The sequence below is a fragment of the Enterococcus sp. AZ067 genome, assembly GCF_051715005.1.
Lineage (GTDB): Bacteria > Bacillota > Bacilli > Lactobacillales > Enterococcaceae > Enterococcus_D > Enterococcus_D casseliflavus.
On sequence record NZ_JBIOSY010000001.1, the window covers coordinates 3,469,918 to 3,486,694 of the forward strand.

Here is a 16,777-nt window from a genome sequence, read left to right on the forward strand (position 1 = left end):
CCCTCCTTAGTTAAATCGATTCATTGTGGCAAGAAAGTCGCCGTTGGTCAAGTAATCACTACTTGCCTCGACCGCTTTATCAATACTTTGTAAAACGATGGGCAGATCGTCTTTTGCAAAAGGACTCAGGACATGATTGACCACGGTTTGTCCTGGACGTGGACGATCGATCCCGATTTTGATACGGTCAAAGACTGTTGAATCCAAATGAGCGATCAAACTCTTGATCCCATTGTGGCCACCTGCACTGCCTTTTTGGCGCAAACGAATTTTCCCTAATGCTAAATCGAGGTCATCATAGACCACCACTAGTTCTTCTTGGTAGATACCAAAATAGGTCATCAACGGGCCTACCGCACGACCGGATTCATTCATGAAGGTTTGTGGTTTGACCAAAAGGATTTTTTCACCCTTCAAGAAAAACTCTGCCACCTCTGCTTCAAAAGCCGACTTTTTAAAGGTTGCTTGGTACTTTTGTGCCAACGCATCCACTACCATAAAGCCAACATTATGTTTGGTTTTTTCATATTTTTTGCCAGGATTTCCCAAGCCTACAATCATTTTCATTTTTTATTTACGCTCCATTATTTCTAGTTTCAAGCTGATTCTTCATCTATTTTATCGGTTTTCTTATCCAAACACAAAATACTGGGCACACAAATGCGCCCAGTTCTTTTGCTTAGGTAATTATAACACGAAATGGACTGTTATGGTGGCACCCTCTTGCTCAGTTTTTATCTTTCTTAACGAATCTTAATAAAACCTTGATATATCTTCTTTTTGACGTAATAACAAAGAAAGCATTTACAACTGAAACAGCGATATTTTGTGTAATATTGTTGTGCAAATCACATGACAAACATACTTGAAAATGGTAGGATGATAGCGAGTAAAACAATTATGCGGAAGGAATGATACACAGATGACTGCAAAAACGAACAAAAAAGATCACCAAAAGGTAATTCTTGTTGGAGACGGTGCGGTTGGTTCTAGTTACGCGTTTGCGCTGGTGACCCAAAACATTGCGCAAGAAGTCGGAATCATTGATATAAATACAGCAAAAACAGAAGGCGACGCAATTGACTTGTCCCATGCTTTGGCATTTACTTCCCCTAAAAAAATCTATGCCGCTTCTTATGAAGATGCACATGATGCTGATTTAGTCGTTATTACTGCTGGTGCGCCTCAAAAACCAGGCGAAACCCGTTTAGACTTAGTTCATAAAAACTTGAAAATCAACCGTGAAGTAGTTACCCAAATCGTTGATTCAGGCTTTAACGGAATTTTCTTAGTTGCAGCAAACCCAGTCGATATTTTGACTTATTCTACTTGGAAATTCTCAGGCTTCCCGAAAGAACGCGTTATCGGTTCAGGTACCTCATTAGACTCTGCCCGTTTCCGTCAAGCCTTGGCTGAATTGGTCGATGTCGATGCCCGTAACGTCCATGCCTATATCTTAGGGGAACACGGCGATTCAGAATTCCCTGTTTGGTCTCATGCCAACGTAGCTGGCCTACAAATCTATGAATGGGTCAAAAACAACCCAGACATCGATGAAGAAGCAATGGTCAACATTTTCTTCAGTGTTCGTGATGCAGCCTACACCATCATCGAGAAAAAAGGTGCGACCTTCTACGGGATCGCGGTAGCCTTAGCACGGATCACTCGTGCGATCTTAGACGATGAAAATGCTGTTCTCCCATTATCTGTGTACATGAACGGCGAATACGGCTTAAACGACTTGTACATCGGTGCGCCTGCAGTCATCAATGCCCAAGGGATTCAAAAAGTAATTGAGATCCCATTAACAGATGGTGAAAAAGACCGGATGGCCGCTTCGGCAAAACAATTAAAAGATATTCTTGATGAAGCTTTTGCAAAATTAGATGCGGAAGACAATCAATAATTTCTTTTCCCTCGTGTTAAATAGTCAATTTTAGTTAGTCAATTATGCGACTGAACGAATCCTCCAGCTCACTCTTTTTCAGAACCCTTTGATCAAGATGGCTTGCTGCCGATTCGTTCAGTTTTTTTATCGTAAGAAATGCGTTTCTACAGCTTGCCTAAAGATAGTTTAAGAATTTTCTATTTTTCATGGAAGTTTCATTTGCCATATTCGCTTTCCCGTGGGAATATGGTATGATTTAAGCGTTATTATCTATTATGCCATTAGAAAAAAAGGAGTAGTTGAATGACTCGTTCAAACAAACATACTGACGCCAAGAATAATACGAAGAAAATTGTTCTGATCGTTGTGGCTGCTTTACTCGTAGTGATCGCTGGCGGCTATACCTACCGAAGTACATATTATGCAAACCGTTTTCTACCAAAGACTGAAATCGATGGGATCGACATCAGCAACAAAACCGTTGCCGAGGCCAACGACCTGCTGCATGATCGCTATTCACAAGAAGACTTTACCATCAAAGATGGTGATAGCGAATGGAAAACAGTCAACCTTGCTCAATTTGGTTTGCAGACGGATTTCACCGATGAGCTGCAATCATTAAAAGATGAACAAAATCAGTGGAGCTGGGGAATGGCTTACGTTTCGGCTGCCGAAGAAAAGAAGCTAGACAATCTCTCAGTAGACCAAGACACCTTGACTAGCGAGACCAACACGATCCAAAAAGAACTCGAAACCTTAAATGAAGATCGTACCAAATCGGCTGATGCCACGTTGGAAAAAGGCGAAGACGGCTTTTCTATCAAACCAGAAGTTGACGGCGATGCCATCGATGTTGACAAAGCAGTGGCAGACTTGCAAGAAGCCATCGTCAGCGGCGAAAAAGAATTGAATCTCGTTGATTATGTCACAAAACCAAGTGTGACCGCCGATGATCCAGACTTAACGAAAGAAATGGATTCGTTGAATAAAATCGCCAAAGTAACCGGCAATTATACGATCAACGGAAATACGTTTCAAATCCCAAGAGAAACGATCATGGATTGGCTCTCTTATAAAGACGGCAACACAACGATCGACGAAGACAAAGTACGAAGCTATGTCACATCGATCGGCGAACAATACAATACTAGCACCAACTCTTCGACCTTCCAAAGTACCAAGCAAGGTGAAGTGACAGTCCCAGCTGGTACTCTTAGCTGGACGATCCAAACCGATGCGGAAACAGAAGCATTGATCGAGGCGTTAAAAGCAGGCGAAGACTTCACCCGCACACCGATCGCTCAAGGAAGCACCGATGCAGGCAGCCCGCTGTTTGGCAACACCTATATCGAAGTTGATCTAAAAAACCAACACATGTGGTATTACAAAGATGGCGAGTTAGTGTTGGATACGAAAATTATCTCTGGGAAACCAGCCACACCAACACCAACTGGCGTCTTCTATGTCTGGAACAAAGAAGAAGATGCAACCTTGACTGGTGAAGATTATGCGTCCCCTGTTGATTACTGGATGCCCATCGATTGGACCGGTGTCGGTATCCATGATTCTGATTGGCAGACGGAATACGGTGGCGATCTTTGGAAAACCCGTGGTTCTCACGGCTGTATCAATACTCCGCCAGGCGTGATGAAAGAATTGTACAGCAAAGCCGAAGTCGGTACACCCGTGATCGTGATTTAATCAAAAAAAGAATCAAACCTTTTTATAGACGAACCAAAAGCTGCAAAAGAAAGATCTTTTGCGGCTTTTTTGTTGTCTCCCAAATGTTCCTGTTTACAAAGCGCCATTTAATTAATATACTTAATTAATCATATTAATTAAAAAGGAGAATCACTTTGGAAAAAGTTGACTTTATTGATCGTTCTACTTTAGCTGGAAGTCTGATTAAAATTTTCGCCCGCAACATCCAACTGCTGTCCGAGGATCAAATCAGTGTAACTGTTCTGCCACCAGAACGTCTGGCGAATTATCGTTTTGCGCAAGAAAAACTCGTTTTGGTCGATCCCTTGCTTTCTTTAACAGATCCGATGATCGAGCACGCCATCCCACCACGCATCAAGCGCCTTTCGTTTCCCGTCAATCATTACAGCGGGATGAATACTGAAGCCATTCTAGAATTGATCCAACAAGCATAACCTAAAAAGGCGGACGGAAACCAATGGTTTCTGCCGCCTTTTCTCATGCCACTTCCCCTTTGTTAGACAATCGCTTCTTCTTGTTCTAACAAAGTAACTTGCTCTCCTTTGTCTTGCAGTGCAGCAACGTGCATCGTGCCCCACTGGCAAAGAGTATCCAATAAGCCGCCTAAGGTTTCTCCATATTCACTCAAGGAATACTCAACTTTGGGTGGTACTTGATTATAGGACTTGCGAGTAACGATGTCAGATTCTTCTAATTCCCGCAATTGCTGGGTCAACATTTTTTGACTGATGCCAGGGATCTTCCGCCGTAAATCACTGGGACGTAATGCCCCATGGCGCAAATTACAAAGAATGATGGGTTTCCACTTCCCGCCGATGACATCCATGGTTGCTTCAACACCGATATTATAAATTTTTTCTGCCATTTTTTTCACCTCATTATGCTTGATACCACACAAAGGTTACCAAAAGGTGGGTATCAAACAAAAAAGTACGTACTATACAGTATTACCACCTCATTATATGATGATACCAGAAAAAAATAAAGGAGATGTTTTTATGATCGGAAAATTATCAGATACCGTTACCCTGAACAATGGCAGCGAAATCCCCGGGTTGGGGTTAGGTGTCTTTCAAATCCCTGAAGCTGACACAGCAGAGGTCGTGAAGCAAGCGATTATCAATGGCTATCGCCTGATTGATACAGCAGCGATTTACGGCAATGAAACAGGAACAGGGGCAGGAATCAAACAAGGCTTACAAGAAACGGGGTTGGCTCGTGAAGAACTCTTTGTCACTTCCAAACTTTGGAACGATCATTTAACTTATGATGAAACGATCCACGCCTTCAATGAAAGTCTGGCCCGCTTAAACCTCGAGTATCTCGACTTGTACTTGATCCATTGGCCAGGAAATCAAGCATTTCAAGAGTCCTGGCGTGCCTTGGAAGACCTCTATGCGGCAGGAAAAATCAAAGCGATCGGGGTCAGCAACTTCCAGATCCATCATCTGGAGCAATTATTGGCCATTGCTAAGGTCGTTCCTGTTATCAATCAGATCGAGCTGCACCCCAAACTGACGCAACAAGACCTGCGGGCTTTTTGTGGCGAAAAAGCAATTGCGATCCAAGCTTGGTCGCCATTGATGCAAGGCAAACTGCTGAAAGATGACACCGTCTTGGCGATCGCCGACGCGCAGCAAAAATCAGCGGCACAAGTGCTTTTACGCTGGGCTATTCAACAAGGGATCTTAGTCAATGTCAAATCGACACACCCCGAGCGAATGATCGCTAATGCAGCGATTTTTGATTTCCATTTATCAGAAGCTGACATGGCCCGCTTAAACGCATTAAATGAAGACTTACGAGTGGGTCCAGATCCAGACACATTCGATTTTCATTAACCAAACGATATACTAAACAAAACCTTAGGAGGAAGTATAATGACAAACACAAACACAGGCTTTTCAATGGTTAACCACGTGGGAATCACCGTCAGCAATCTCGAACATTCCATCCAATTTTATGAAGCATTAACGGGAAAGAAAATCGTCAATCAAGATACAATTGGCGGCAAACGCATGGCGCAAACGCAAGGATTAGCAGATACACTGATCAAATATGCCAATCTTCATTTAGACAATCTCAACATCGATCTTTTAGAATACGTCGAACCAAAATCCAACAAAGCTAGCTATTCCAATGAGCAAATCAGCGCGATGCATCTTTGTTTTGAAGTCGAAAATATTGATGAAGCCGTTGCTCGTCTAAAAGCCATTGGCGTTGAGCCTGACGGCACCCCCATCGTTTTTGAAGCACAAGACGGCTTGAAAAGCGGCTTTGGGACAGGCGTCGCCTACTTTACAGATCCAGACGGCACCAATCTTGAATTGATTGCACCAAAAGGCCCTTTTCAACGGGGATAAAAAAAATGGATGGCGCTGCAAATCGCCATCCGTTTTTTTGCTAGAAGCACGTATTTTTCGATTGTTCCCCTTCATAGAAGCGTTCATAGCGGATACAATAAGTATGTACTCATCTTTAGCGGCTTCACTTACTTATCCAACAAATCGCACGTGAAAGGTAGTGATCTCGATCGATATTGGACTTTTGTTGTTGATTTTTACGGGTATTTTTTTCATCGTCTTCTGGTGCTTTTACCGAGAAGAACCCAATTATGTATTCGGCTTTCGCACCAAGCGCAGTACAGCCAGTGTCAGCAATTGGCGTTTTGCCCAGCAGTGGTTCTCCTTGTTAGCGATGCTCTTTCTAGGCGGAGTCGTTTTATTGCAGCGCAACGAGCTAATCGCAGAGGCTTTTTACCAAGTAGCCGTTTTTGGCAGCTATCTTCTAGCAGCGCTACTCGTAGAAACGGCACTGTATCTCAAAGATTCACGCACAAGCACCAAAAAGTAAGACAAAAAAGACATTCCAGCGAATGTCTTTTTTCTATTGTTTATTTTGATGATGGATCGTGATCCCCAACACCAAGGCTAAAATCCCTGAAACCACCCAGATGGTGCGGTGGAATAAGAAAATCCCTAGCAAGCTGCTTAAGACTGCACCAAAAAAGAAGCCGCCGATGATTAAGGAAATAGAAATAATCTTGGGCGTCACTGATCGGTCCTTTTTAAACCAGCGCATGTACACATAATCAGCCAGTGAACGTAAGTTGCCGGTGGTCATCGTGGTGGCATAGGGCATCCCTGCCAATCGACGATAGGCGGCATATTGAATCGCTGCAAAAAAAGATAACCCCGAATCGATCAGGACATTGGGTAATGATCGAGCAAAAAAGCCCAGAACCAAAATACCGATTGCTTCAAAGATCAATGCGGCATTTTGCCAAACGATCCAGCCCCCTGTCGGAAAATGATGCTGCAGATAATTCGTCACTACGATCCCCACTAAAAACATGAAGATTGGCGGCAGATATCGAAAGGCTTGTTCAAACTGCCCCGTTGAAAGATTGATCCCTAACAAAATGACATTCCCCGACTGCATACTTGCAAACACTTCCCCGTGAAACAAGTAGGTATATGCATCTAAAAAACCGCCCGCCATAGCAAGAAGAATCCCCACCGGTAAACTTTCATGCACGACAAACTCCGATTTGCTTTTGACACTGCTCAAACTTTTTCCCATTGGTTTCGCCTCTTGTTTTTATACTTTCTGACAGCTTACTGCTTAAAAAACGCCGACAACTCGTTATGTTTTGCGGCGTTTAGGTGACTTTTTCGATAGCTGACAAATCAACCACCCCAAAAGAACGGCGGTCAGTGCTCCCGCTGAATCCAGCATGACATCTTGAAAAAGCGGCGTCCGTCCTCCCGTCAGCATTTGATGGTATTCATCGATCCCAGCGTATCCGGTGGCTGCTAACCAAGCAAAAAAAGCGGCTAGCCAATAGGGCGTACGGCGATAAACGAGAACGAAGAACAAACTGCCCCCTAAGACAAAATAAGTGAAGAAATGCGCACCTTTGCGAATGAAAAATTCCACAAATGAGAAATAGCCTTTTTCCGCAATACTGATCTCCGACCCAGCATAGGAAAAAGAGATCGTCTCCAACCAATCTTTCAATGGTTCGTTTTTTAAGATACGTGAAAGCAACCCGATTTGAGATTGCTGCTCATAGGTTTGTGAAGAGCTGATAAAGAGGATGACCATTACCGCAATTGCGATACAAAAGTAAAAGTTCGGTTCTTTCAGTAATTTTTTCATAGTTTTCACTCCTCATTTTCCTATCTTACCATTTTCATTTGGTGATGCAACTGTTTTTCCAGCAAACCGTGGAGACATTGCACACACAAAAAGAGTGCTTCCGTCAAGTTTAGAAGCACTCTTTCTTTTTAAAAATAGCCATCGGTATGAAAAGCCGTCCCCCGTTTGGTTGTGAGATCTTTGGGCTTGTGACGTTCAGCTTCCTCAACGATTCTCAGGGCTGTTTTGCGTTTTTTTCTCCAGTAAATAATGACGAACCCATCTCGTAGCCTTCTACATAATGATTCAACCGCTCGACGACCTCTGCTGCCGCTTCTTGTGACGGCGTGATGATCAATAAAATATCAAACCCTGCAATCGTGCCGACAATTTCTGGCAGCTCCATTTCATCAAGATAATTGGCGATCACATCGGCGCCATTTTCAGCCGTATGAACGACAACTAAAAAGTCAATCTGCGTAATCTTTTTTAGATACTCATACATCGAAAACGCAATTCTGTCTTCTAGATCCTGCTCTTTGGATTCAAAGATTGAATAATACGGTCGGCCATTTTTGGCATACGTTTTAGCGATGTTCATTTCCCGCATGTCTCTAGAAATCGTGGCTTGGGTAGCTGAAACATTTTCTTTTTTTAATAAATTCATCAATTCTTCTTGAGACTCAATCCGATGTAGGACAAAAAGTTTTTTGATAATTGCTTGTCGCTCTTTTTTTTTCATTTACTTGATCCGCTCCTCTCAAGTCGCCTCGCTTACTGAAATAGTTGATCCGTCTCGTTCACTTCTTGAAACGTAGCTTACAAGAACAACATCGAGAAGATTAAAATGGCAAGATTGGAAATTCCGATAACCAGTAACGGTTTGCGCATAAAGCGAGTCCAAGTAGAATAGTTGACCCGAGCCAGCTCCAATCCGCCCATCACGACGCCAGAAGTTGGTGTGATCAAATTCACTAATCCGCAACCAGCAGTAAAGATCATGACCATGACGTTCGGATTGAGTCCGATGCTTTGCGCCAAGGCACCCATGATAGGGATCGATACATATGCCAGTCCTGAAGTCGATGGAATCAAGAACGATAAGAGCAGATACAAAATATAGGCGCCAATTACGAACAGGACAGGTGATAACCCTTCTAAAAGATGGGAAGCCCGATCCAAAATAAATAGATCCAAGTACGTCGTTTGCATAATGTAGGAAGCCCCCCGTGCCACAACGATGATCAAGACAACGGATAAAATGTCTTTGACCCCATCGATAAAGTTGGTCACGATTTCTTTTTCTGAGAATCCTTGAATCAATGCAATGATGATACTGACGTAGAAGAACCACATAGCCAAATCACCAAAATACCATTCACCGAAGCTATTCCCGGTCAAAAAGGCGGTCCAACCGTCAAACACATGGATATCAAAGTCGCCCCAAGGAATCAAGGAAACCACCATGATCACAAAGGATAAGCCAAAAATCGTCAAAATCAGGCGATGCTTTTGCGTAAACGCCAAGGCTTCGTTCGTGTCTTTGACAAAATGCTCTTCCATTTCTTTTTGCTCTTGCAGCGATAAGATCGTGGAGCCTTTGTCGGCTTTAACTTTTTTGGCATAAGACATCACCACAAAGATACAATACGCGGTCGTGACTAGCCAAAGCAATGCGCCAACTACTAGGATCGTGCCATTATTCGGAGCAATATCGATGCTTCGTAAGGCATCCATTGCCACCCCAGTAGCGAAAGGGTTAACGGTGGAGCCGATCACACCGGCACCCGCCCCCAGCATGACGGTTCCTGCTGCGACGATCGTATCAAAGCCCGATGCCACCATTGTGATTGCTAATAAGGAATAGAACGGAATCGTTTCTTCCGCCATTCCATAAGTTGAGCCACCAATTGAAAACAACACCATCAAAATCGGGATTAAAATCAACTCGTTGCCTTTGAGTTTTTTGACCAAATGCTGAATACCAGCTTCTAAAGCGCCTGTTCGTGTGACAATATTCAAAAAGCCACCCAAACAAAGAATAAACACACAGATCTCGATCGCATCACGAAATCCGTTAAAAGGCGCCATAAAGAAATCAGAAAACTTGGCACCGACGACTTGGCTGACCATCTCTTCTTGGCCTGCTGGTAATGAAGGTGCAAAGGGCTGACCGGCTAGTAGCCAAGAAGCGACCGTCAACGCAATAATGATCAGAAATAAGATACTGAACGATGTCAGCGACTTTTTTTCTTTTTGCTTTTTTTTCATCTTCGTTCCTCCTCTATTGAATCAATCTTAGGTGCAAATTGCCAACAGCTAGTCTGTCTGTGGTCAATTCGCAACATGGGAAAAATAATCTTTGTCATAAATAATGAGTTCTTTGTAACGATAATAAATCTTTCTTTTATGCACGAGCGCCTTGATGGTTTGACTGACCGTCTCTCGCGTCGTTCCACTGTATTTAGCAATATCATTGATAAAAACTGGAAAAGGAATGCGAATCTGCTCTCCTTGTGACTGTCCGTGCTCGATCATCAAGAGACCGATCGTATTGACGACTCTTGTCTGCGCGCTAGAGGTGACACAGTACTCCACTCGGCGTCTTTGCTTCTCCAACTGCTGGCTCATTTGCTGATTCAGCCACAGCAACTGACTTGTAGATGAAACAACCAGCGGTTCAAACAGCGACATCGCTGCAAACTGCACGACAATGTCTGTTGCAGCGAATGCCGATACATCATAGTTGTCTCTTTCAAACAAGCCAATCAAAGGAAATAACTGATCAGGCCCAACAAAATCTACATAACAATAGGAATCAGTTCCGTCGGTTTTTTCGATCCGTACGAGACCTTCGATCACATGGAATATCCGATCTCTTACGTCGCCTTCATAAAAAAGCACTTGGCCTTTTTTGTACGTACGGCAGTAAATATGCTCCTTCAATCGCTGTTGATTTTCTTCTTCCAGCCATTGAAAGCTATTCGCTCTTGTTGATGGATCTTTTATTTGGTAGTCGATCATTTCTCTCACTCCAATGTTTTGGACTTGCTTTGCTACTTCGCTTATTTCCAGGTGATCTGTGTACCAGCGTCTTCAATTTCTGCCAGCTTATCTAAGGAAGTAATCACTGCCCGTTTTTCCGTGCCCATTTTGACAAAATTCAAAGCTGCTTGTACTTTCGGTAACATGCTTCCCGGTGAAAAATGTCCTTCATCGACATAGGTTTCCAATTCAGCGGCGGTCACATGATCCAACCACTGCTCATTTTCCTTGCCAAAGTTCAAAGCGATTTTTTCCACGCCCGTCAAAATGATCAGCTGATCCGCATCGACTAAACGAGCCAATTTTTCAGAAGCAAAATCTTTATCGATCACGGCTTCAACCCCCAGCCCATTATCTAACACGGGAATGCCCCCGCCGCCTGCGCAAATAACGATCGTGTTTTGTTCAATCAGCGCCTTGATGCTGGCAACTTCTTGAATCGCTTGTGGCGCTGGACTGGCAACGACTTTCCGCCAACCACGACCAGCATCTTCACGATAGATGGCATCTGTTGCCACCATGGCTTCTTTGGCAGCTGTTTCCGTTAAGAAAGGACCGATCGGTTTGGTCGGATGGGCAAATGCTGGATCTTGGGCATCGACTGTAATTTCCGTCACCACTGTCACTACCGGCTTAGCCATTTGGGCTTCTTTCAACTGGATTCTCAGCTCATTTTGTAACCAATAGCCAATACTGCCTTGCGTCATTGCCACACAGGTATCTAAAGGCATCGCTGGGTTTTTGCTAGAATCACTGGCTTGTTGCTGCAAAACCAAATTTCCCACTTGAGGCCCGTTCCCATGGGTAATGATCAAATGAACGTCTTTTTGGATCAGGGGAATTAAATACTCGACGGTCTGTTTAAGCCGTTCTTTTTGCCCTTTGGCACTGGCATCATCTGCTAGGATAGCGTTGCCGCCAAGGGCGACAACGATCGTTGGTTTCTTTTCACTCATCTGCTCACTGCTCCTTCTTACACTCTAGGAATAAAGAGATCGCCTAAGGTTACTGCCATGATTGCTTTTATCGAGTGCATTCGGTTTTCAGCCTCTTCAAATTGACGGCCCCATTGACTGCGGAAAATGTCGTCTGTGATCTCCATTTCAGAAATGCCGAATTTTTCTTCGATCATTTTTCCATACGTCGTATTCGTATCATGGAACGCTGGCAAGCAGTGAAGCACGATCAAGCCATCGTCTTGTTTTCCAGTCGCCATTACCATTTCGCGGTTGATTTGGTAATCTTTCAACAGCTTCACCCGTTCTTCAAACTGGTCTTCTTCCCCCATTGAAACCCAAACATCGGTATACAGAACATCGGCATCTTTGACGCCTTTTTGAATATCGTCTGTTACCATCAGCTGACTGCCAGATTCTTTGGCAAATTTGTTGGCATAGTCTGTCACTTCTTCAGCTGGGAAAAGTTCTTTTGGTGCACAGATGCGAACATTGACACCTAAAATCGCCCCCGTCACTAACAAACTATTCGCCATATTGTTTCGGCCATCGCCCACATAGACTAACGTAATGTTTTCTAATGTACCGAAGTTTTCTTTGATCGTCATGAAGTCAGCGATCATTTGGGTTGGATGCCATTCATCGGTTAAGCCATTCCAAACAGGAACGCCAGAGAATTTGGCTAAATCTTCAACGACTTGTTGGCTGAACCCGCGGAACTCAATGCCATCAAACATACTGCCTAAAACTCTGGCGGTATCTTCAACGGATTCTTTTTTGCCTAGCTGGATATCATTCGCACCTAAAAATTCTGGATGGGCACCAAGATCGATGGCAGCCGTCGTAAATGCCGCCCGTGTACGAGTCGACGTTTTTTCAAATAAGAGGGCGATGTTCTTGCCTTCCAAATAGCGATGAGAAATATTTTGCTTTTTCAACTGTTTCAAATAGATGGAAAAATCAATAAGGTATTCTAACTCGGCTTTCGTAAAATCTTTTTCTGCTAAGAAGCTTCTTCCTTTAAATACTTGTTTCATTAGTAATTCCTCCTCTAGATTAAATATCTTCTCTGATAAATGGCATGCTCATGCAGCGAGGGCCCCCACGGCCGCGAACCAATTCACTGCCGGATATTTTATGCAATTTGATGCCGGCTTCAGTTAATTTTTGATTGGTGATCGTGTTACGGTCATAGACCACGACTTCACCAGGTGCGATCGTCAAGGTATTGGAACCGTCATTCCATTGTTCCCGAGCTGCAGCGACCAAATCGTTCCCCCCACAGCGAATCAATTCCACTGCATCTAATTCTAAGTAGCGGCACAAAATGTTTTCTAACGTATCTTTTTCTTCTTTGATGGTTACGCCATCCCCGTCACGTGAGATTGAATAAACGGTCAGTTCTCCTTCAATTTCTGGATGGATCGTAAATTTGTCATGATCAACCATTGTAAATACCGTATCTAAATGCATGAATTTGCGTTCTTGACCAATATCAAAAGCTAAGACGTACTCAAAACTTGGTTCATGGTGGAACACATTACGAGCCAACTGTTCAATGGAAGTGGCATCTGTTCTTTGGGAGATCCCGATCGCTAACACTCGTTTTGACAGAACCAATTCATCGCCACCTTCAATTCGTGTTGGCTGATCACGGTCATAAAGCAAGTGTGGTGGCTGTTGTTGGAACATTGGATGATGAGCAAAAATGTATTTGCCATACAATGTTTCACGACGTCTTGTTTCTGAATACATGCGATTCAAGGAAACCCCGTTACCGATCGTCGCAAACGGATCGCGAGTGAAATACAAATTCGGCATTGGATCGATCAAAAACGGATACTGGTCATCCACAGCACCAGCTAAGCTTTGACTATGGGGCAATTTCAATTCATTTTTCGCTAGACCTGCCATCGTTTTATCGATGAATTGACGGTTATCTTCAAAAGATAAGAAATAATCGGTAATTTCAGCAATGATTTCTGGGCTTTGTAACGTTGTTTCTTCTAAATATTCCTTGATAAACTGCTCTTTGATTTCTTGACTAGTTAACGCTTCTGCTGCTAAATCTTCTAAATACAACACCTCCACATTATTATTACGCAATACATCGGCAAATTGATCATGTTCAGCCCTTGCTTGTTCCAAAAAGGGAATATCATCAAATAACAAGCGATTTAAATGATCGGGCACGAGGTTTTCTAATTCTCGACCAGGGCGATGGAGCATGACTTGCTTCAAGCGGCCGATTTCTGAAAAAACATGAATAGCATTTGACATTTCTTTACATCCTCCTTTGTTTTGATTACGCCTACATAGTACAAGAATGTATGCGCTTACCAAGCGACGTATTTCGCCTTCATTATGCAAAGCATTTGTCATTATGCAATAAAGAGTGAATATCTTCTTGCGAGCGTTTTTTTACTCGTTGTTATTTTTTTTATGTAATATTTATTCAGCAATTTTTAAATAAGAATTTGATGAGAATGATAAAATGATCGATTTTGTTCTTTTCTTTGATTTTGACGTCCCCGACCAATGCAGGCAAAGCTTACGAAAGAAAAGAACTTTTTCAACCAACAGCTTTCCTTTTTCGATTAAAAAAATCCGATGGTTGCGACTAAATGTGGCTATGCTATACTTAATAAGATCGTAGGAAAAGAAAGGGGTTTGATAGGAATGACCTATTCAATCAATTGGGATCTAGAAACAATTTTTCCAGGAGGCAGTGATTCTGTTCAATTAAAAGAACGCATGAGCCAGCTGGAAGAAGAAATCAAAACTTACCGTGAAAAAGTTGACGCTTGGGCACCAAACGCTACAGACAATGCGACAAAATTAGAGGAATTAATCGAACTTTCTGGCACAATCAATCAGGGATTTTCACAATGTGGCAGCTTTATCAATGCCTTGCTTTCAGCGAATGTCAACGACAGCAAAGCCAAAATCCTGACAGGCGACCTCTACGCAAAACTGCCAGCATTGCAAGCAGCACAAACCGTTTTCTCGAAAAAATTGACAGAAATTTCTGAGGATGATTGGACTGCGTTACTTACAGCGGAAAACTTAGCACCAATCGCTTTTCGTCTAAGCGAGATTCGTCGCGACGGCAAAGAATTGTTATCTGAAGCAGAAGAAACCATCATCAACACGTTAAATTTAGATGGCTTAAATGCTTGGAGCCAACATTACGATACGATCGTTGCCTCGATCGAAATTCCTTTCCTTCAAGAAGACGGCACGACGATCAACTTGTCCGCTGGTCAAGCCTTCAATAAAATGATGGGTGATCCAGATCCAGAAGTTCGTGCACGTTTATTTGACACTTGGGAAAAGACTTGGGCAGAAAAAGAAGACCTCTTTGCAGATACCTTGAACCATTTAGACGGCTTCCGCCTTTCTACCTTCAAGCTTCACGGGGTCACTGATTACTTGAAAGAACCATTAGAATACAATCGTCTGCAAAAAGCGACATTGGATGCTATGTGGGGCACGATCCAAAAGAACAAACAGCCGATCGTTGATTTCTTGACCCGCAAAGCCCAGCTTTTCGGCAAAGAAAAAATGGAATGGCAAGACCAAGATGCGCCAATCATCCTTGGGGACATGGAAGAAAGAACCTACACCTTTGATGAAGCAGCTGACTTTATTTTGACCAACTTCCGTAAGTTCAGTCCGAAAATGGCTGACTTTGCCCAAGTTGCTTTTGAAAAAAGCTGGATCGAAGCAGAAGATCGTCCCGGCAAACGTCCTGGCGGCTATTGCACCAGCTTGCCAGAAACCAAAGAGTCACGTATTTTCATGACCTACAGCAATTCAGTCAACGAAGTAGCGACGCTTGCCCATGAGCTAGGTCACGCGTTTCACAGCAGCGTTCTTTGGGAGCTGCCAGAATTAAACCGCAACTATGCCATGAACGTTGCCGAAACAGCAAGTACCTTTGCTGAATTGATCGTTGCTGATGCAACCCTCAAAGAAGCAACGACAAAAGAAGAAAAAATCAATCTATTGGATGCTAAAATGCAAAATGCGATCGCGATGTTCATGAACATCCACGCACGTTTTATTTTTGAGAACAGCTTCTATCAAGCTCGTCAAAAGGGCTTGGTTTCAGCGGAACAAATCACGGAAATGATGACTGCGGCGCAAAAAGAAAGCTATGCGGATGGGTTAGCGACTTATCACCCACATTTCTGGGCAGCCAAATTGCACTTCTTTATTGACGATGTGCCGTTCTACAACTTCCCTTATACCTTTGGTTACCTCTTTAGTATGGGGATCTACGCGTATGCCAATGAAAAAGGGTCTAGCTTTGAAGAAGAATACATTGCTTTATTGCAAGATACTGCTTCAATGACGACGGAAGAACTGGCGCAAAAACACCTTGGTGTCGATTTAACGAAACCAGACTTCTGGCAAGCAGGGATCGACATGGTCCTAAAAGATGTTGCCAGCTTTATGGAATTGACTGAAGACTATATCTAAAAGAAAAAACCCTCTTCCAACACGACGCTTGGAAGAGGGTTTTTCTATCAGGCATTCAATAAAGTTAAGCCAATCGTTAAGTAGCCGGCGTATAAACACCAAATCAAATAAGGAATAAACAAGTACATCGCTTTTTTGTCGATACGAGCAAAGAGGATCATACAAATAATCACTGATAACACTAACAAGACAATAATGACCGTTCCTGCCCAGTAAGCATTCCAGCCAAAGAAAACGATACTCCAAAAGAAGTTTAATACTTGCTGGATCGCAAAGAAGATGTAGGCATTCTTTTTAAGCGCTGGATTGACTTTGGCGACGATCAACAGATACAACGCCGTTCCCATAAAGGCATACAAAATCGTCCAAACGATCCCAATGATCCCGCCAGGAGGGGCTAAAAAGGGTTTTTCCATTTGCGCATACGTTCCGGCAATGTCCCCTGCAAACAAACTCGAGATGATTCCTGTTGCTTCAATGCCGATCACACAGACCAGCCAAATTAAAAATTTCATGTTCTCCACTCCTTCTTTTTTTCATA

The 16,777-nt window shown here is 43.1% G+C and carries 18 protein-coding genes; 7 read left to right on the top strand and 11 right to left on the bottom strand.

The window, feature by feature from the left end; translation table 11 throughout:
• Positions 1-6: 6 nt before the first annotated feature.
• Positions 7-567, bottom strand: coding sequence for an aminoacyl-tRNA hydrolase (gene pth / locus IGI82_RS16490; protein ID WP_015510502.1), 561 nt, complete (start codon positions 565-567; stop codon positions 7-9).
• A gap of 355 nt (positions 568-922) precedes the next feature.
• Between pth and IGI82_RS16495 the strand changes: the two genes are divergently transcribed.
• From IGI82_RS16495 to IGI82_RS16505, 3 genes are all read left to right on the top strand, one after another.
• The gene (locus IGI82_RS16495; RefSeq protein WP_005230720.1) at positions 923-1,906 is read left to right on the top strand and encodes an L-lactate dehydrogenase; all 984 of its coding nucleotides are present in this window, start codon (positions 923-925) and stop codon (positions 1,904-1,906) included.
• 285 nt (positions 1,907-2,191) lie between these two features.
• Entirely contained in the window at positions 2,192-3,589 is a 1,398-nt protein-coding gene (locus tag IGI82_RS16500; protein ID WP_074536490.1) for a L,D-transpeptidase family protein, read from the top strand.
• Positions 3,590-3,744: 155 nt separating this feature from the next.
• Positions 3,745-4,044 (top strand): hypothetical protein, encoded by a 300-nt coding sequence (locus tag IGI82_RS16505; protein ID WP_438842510.1) that lies wholly within the window; start codon positions 3,745-3,747, stop codon positions 4,042-4,044.
• Positions 4,045-4,106: 62 nt separating this feature from the next.
• On the opposite strand, the gene IGI82_RS16510 is transcribed toward IGI82_RS16505, so the two are convergent.
• Positions 4,107-4,475, bottom strand: a complete 369-nt coding sequence (locus IGI82_RS16510) for a winged helix-turn-helix transcriptional regulator (RefSeq protein WP_016608452.1) — start codon at positions 4,473-4,475, stop codon at positions 4,107-4,109.
• 97 nt (positions 4,476-4,572) lie between these two features.
• Between IGI82_RS16510 and IGI82_RS16515 the strand changes: the two genes are divergently transcribed.
• From IGI82_RS16515 to IGI82_RS16525, 3 genes are all read left to right on the top strand, one after another.
• Positions 4,573-5,451: an aldo/keto reductase gene (locus tag IGI82_RS16515; protein ID WP_438755115.1), complete on the top strand. Its 879-nt coding sequence runs from the start codon at positions 4,573-4,575 to the stop codon at positions 5,449-5,451.
• Between the two features lie 39 nt (positions 5,452-5,490).
• Complete coding sequence (locus IGI82_RS16520) at positions 5,491-5,973, top strand: VOC family protein (RefSeq protein WP_375820143.1); 483 nt, start codon at positions 5,491-5,493, stop codon at positions 5,971-5,973.
• A gap of 160 nt (positions 5,974-6,133) precedes the next feature.
• Positions 6,134-6,463: an SdpI family protein gene (locus IGI82_RS16525; RefSeq protein WP_016608455.1), complete on the top strand. Its 330-nt coding sequence runs from the start codon at positions 6,134-6,136 to the stop codon at positions 6,461-6,463.
• Between the two features lie 33 nt (positions 6,464-6,496).
• Here IGI82_RS16525 and IGI82_RS16530 read toward each other — a convergent pair whose 3' ends face one another.
• The 8 genes from IGI82_RS16530 to arcA all read right to left on the bottom strand — a co-directional run bounded on the left by IGI82_RS16530 (position 6,497) and on the right by arcA (position 14,031).
• Positions 6,497-7,192 carry a YoaK family protein gene (locus IGI82_RS16530; RefSeq protein ID WP_375820144.1) on the bottom strand — a complete coding sequence of 232 codons (696 nt, stop codon included), beginning with the start codon at positions 7,190-7,192 and terminating at the stop codon, positions 6,497-6,499.
• 63 nt (positions 7,193-7,255) lie between these two features.
• The gene (locus tag IGI82_RS16535; RefSeq protein ID WP_015510509.1) at positions 7,256-7,771 is read right to left on the bottom strand and encodes a VanZ family protein; all 516 of its coding nucleotides are present in this window, start codon (positions 7,769-7,771) and stop codon (positions 7,256-7,258) included.
• A gap of 214 nt (positions 7,772-7,985) precedes the next feature.
• Positions 7,986-8,492 carry an arginine repressor gene (locus IGI82_RS16540; RefSeq protein WP_005230706.1) on the bottom strand — a complete coding sequence of 169 codons (507 nt, stop codon included), beginning with the start codon at positions 8,490-8,492 and terminating at the stop codon, positions 7,986-7,988.
• A 77-nt stretch (positions 8,493-8,569) separates the two neighbouring features.
• A complete protein-coding gene (locus tag IGI82_RS16545) occupies positions 8,570-10,021 on the bottom strand; it encodes a YfcC family protein (protein ID WP_010748979.1) in 1,452 nt (483 codons plus the stop codon).
• Between the two features lie 63 nt (positions 10,022-10,084).
• A complete protein-coding gene (locus tag IGI82_RS16550) occupies positions 10,085-10,774 on the bottom strand; it encodes a Crp/Fnr family transcriptional regulator (protein ID WP_005230704.1) in 690 nt (229 codons plus the stop codon).
• A 41-nt stretch (positions 10,775-10,815) separates the two neighbouring features.
• On the bottom strand, positions 10,816-11,751 hold the full coding sequence (gene arcC / locus IGI82_RS16555; protein ID WP_438842511.1) for a carbamate kinase: 936 nt from the start codon (positions 11,749-11,751) through the stop codon (positions 10,816-10,818).
• Between the two features lie 17 nt (positions 11,752-11,768).
• Complete coding sequence (gene argF, locus IGI82_RS16560; RefSeq protein WP_016608459.1) at positions 11,769-12,788, bottom strand: ornithine carbamoyltransferase; 1,020 nt, start codon at positions 12,786-12,788, stop codon at positions 11,769-11,771.
• Between the two features lie 19 nt (positions 12,789-12,807).
• Entirely contained in the window at positions 12,808-14,031 is a 1,224-nt protein-coding gene (gene arcA, locus IGI82_RS16565; RefSeq protein ID WP_438842512.1) for an arginine deiminase, read from the bottom strand.
• A 399-nt stretch (positions 14,032-14,430) separates the two neighbouring features.
• Between arcA and IGI82_RS16570 the strand changes: the two genes are divergently transcribed.
• Positions 14,431-16,236 (top strand): M3 family oligoendopeptidase, encoded by a 1,806-nt coding sequence (locus IGI82_RS16570; protein WP_422705067.1) that lies wholly within the window; start codon positions 14,431-14,433, stop codon positions 16,234-16,236.
• Between the two features lie 47 nt (positions 16,237-16,283).
• Here the strand turns inward: IGI82_RS16570 and IGI82_RS16575 are convergent, their stop codons facing one another.
• Positions 16,284-16,751, bottom strand: coding sequence for a TspO/MBR family protein (locus IGI82_RS16575; RefSeq protein ID WP_005233316.1), 468 nt, complete (start codon positions 16,749-16,751; stop codon positions 16,284-16,286).
• Positions 16,752-16,777: the final 26 nt, after the last annotated feature.

Bases quoted from the DNA above. Each gene is read 5' to 3' on its own strand.
- argF (WP_016608459.1), bottom strand. From the start codon at position 12,788: ATGAAACAAGTATTTAAAGGAAGAAGCTTCTTAGCAGAAAAAGATTTT.
- IGI82_RS16535 (WP_015510509.1), bottom strand. From the start codon at position 7,771: ATGAAAAAATTACTGAAAGAACCGAACTTTTACTTTTGTATCGCAATT.
- IGI82_RS16530 (WP_375820144.1), bottom strand. From the start codon at position 7,192: ATGGGAAAAAGTTTGAGCAGTGTCAAAAGCAAATCGGAGTTTGTCGTG.
- IGI82_RS16550 (WP_005230704.1), bottom strand. From the start codon at position 10,774: ATGATCGACTACCAAATAAAAGATCCATCAACAAGAGCGAATAGCTTT.
- IGI82_RS16540 (WP_005230706.1), bottom strand. From the start codon at position 8,492: ATGAAAAAAAAAGAGCGACAAGCAATTATCAAAAAACTTTTTGTCCTA.
- IGI82_RS16570 (WP_422705067.1), top strand. From the start codon at position 14,431: ATGACCTATTCAATCAATTGGGATCTAGAAACAATTTTTCCAGGAGGC.
- IGI82_RS16515 (WP_438755115.1), top strand. From the start codon at position 4,573: ATGATGATACCAGAAAAAAATAAAGGAGATGTTTTTATGATCGGAAAA.
- IGI82_RS16500 (WP_074536490.1), top strand. From the start codon at position 2,192: ATGACTCGTTCAAACAAACATACTGACGCCAAGAATAATACGAAGAAA.
- pth (WP_015510502.1), bottom strand. From the start codon at position 567: ATGAAAATGATTGTAGGCTTGGGAAATCCTGGCAAAAAATATGAAAAA.
- IGI82_RS16575 (WP_005233316.1), bottom strand. From the start codon at position 16,751: ATGAAATTTTTAATTTGGCTGGTCTGTGTGATCGGCATTGAAGCAACA.
- IGI82_RS16510 (WP_016608452.1), bottom strand. From the start codon at position 4,475: ATGGCAGAAAAAATTTATAATATCGGTGTTGAAGCAACCATGGATGTC.
- arcC (WP_438842511.1), bottom strand. From the start codon at position 11,751: ATGAGTGAAAAGAAACCAACGATCGTTGTCGCCCTTGGCGGCAACGCT.
- IGI82_RS16520 (WP_375820143.1), top strand. From the start codon at position 5,491: ATGACAAACACAAACACAGGCTTTTCAATGGTTAACCACGTGGGAATC.
- IGI82_RS16495 (WP_005230720.1), top strand. From the start codon at position 923: ATGACTGCAAAAACGAACAAAAAAGATCACCAAAAGGTAATTCTTGTT.
- arcA (WP_438842512.1), bottom strand. From the start codon at position 14,031: ATGTCAAATGCTATTCATGTTTTTTCAGAAATCGGCCGCTTGAAGCAA.
- IGI82_RS16545 (WP_010748979.1), bottom strand. From the start codon at position 10,021: ATGAAAAAAAAGCAAAAAGAAAAAAAGTCGCTGACATCGTTCAGTATC.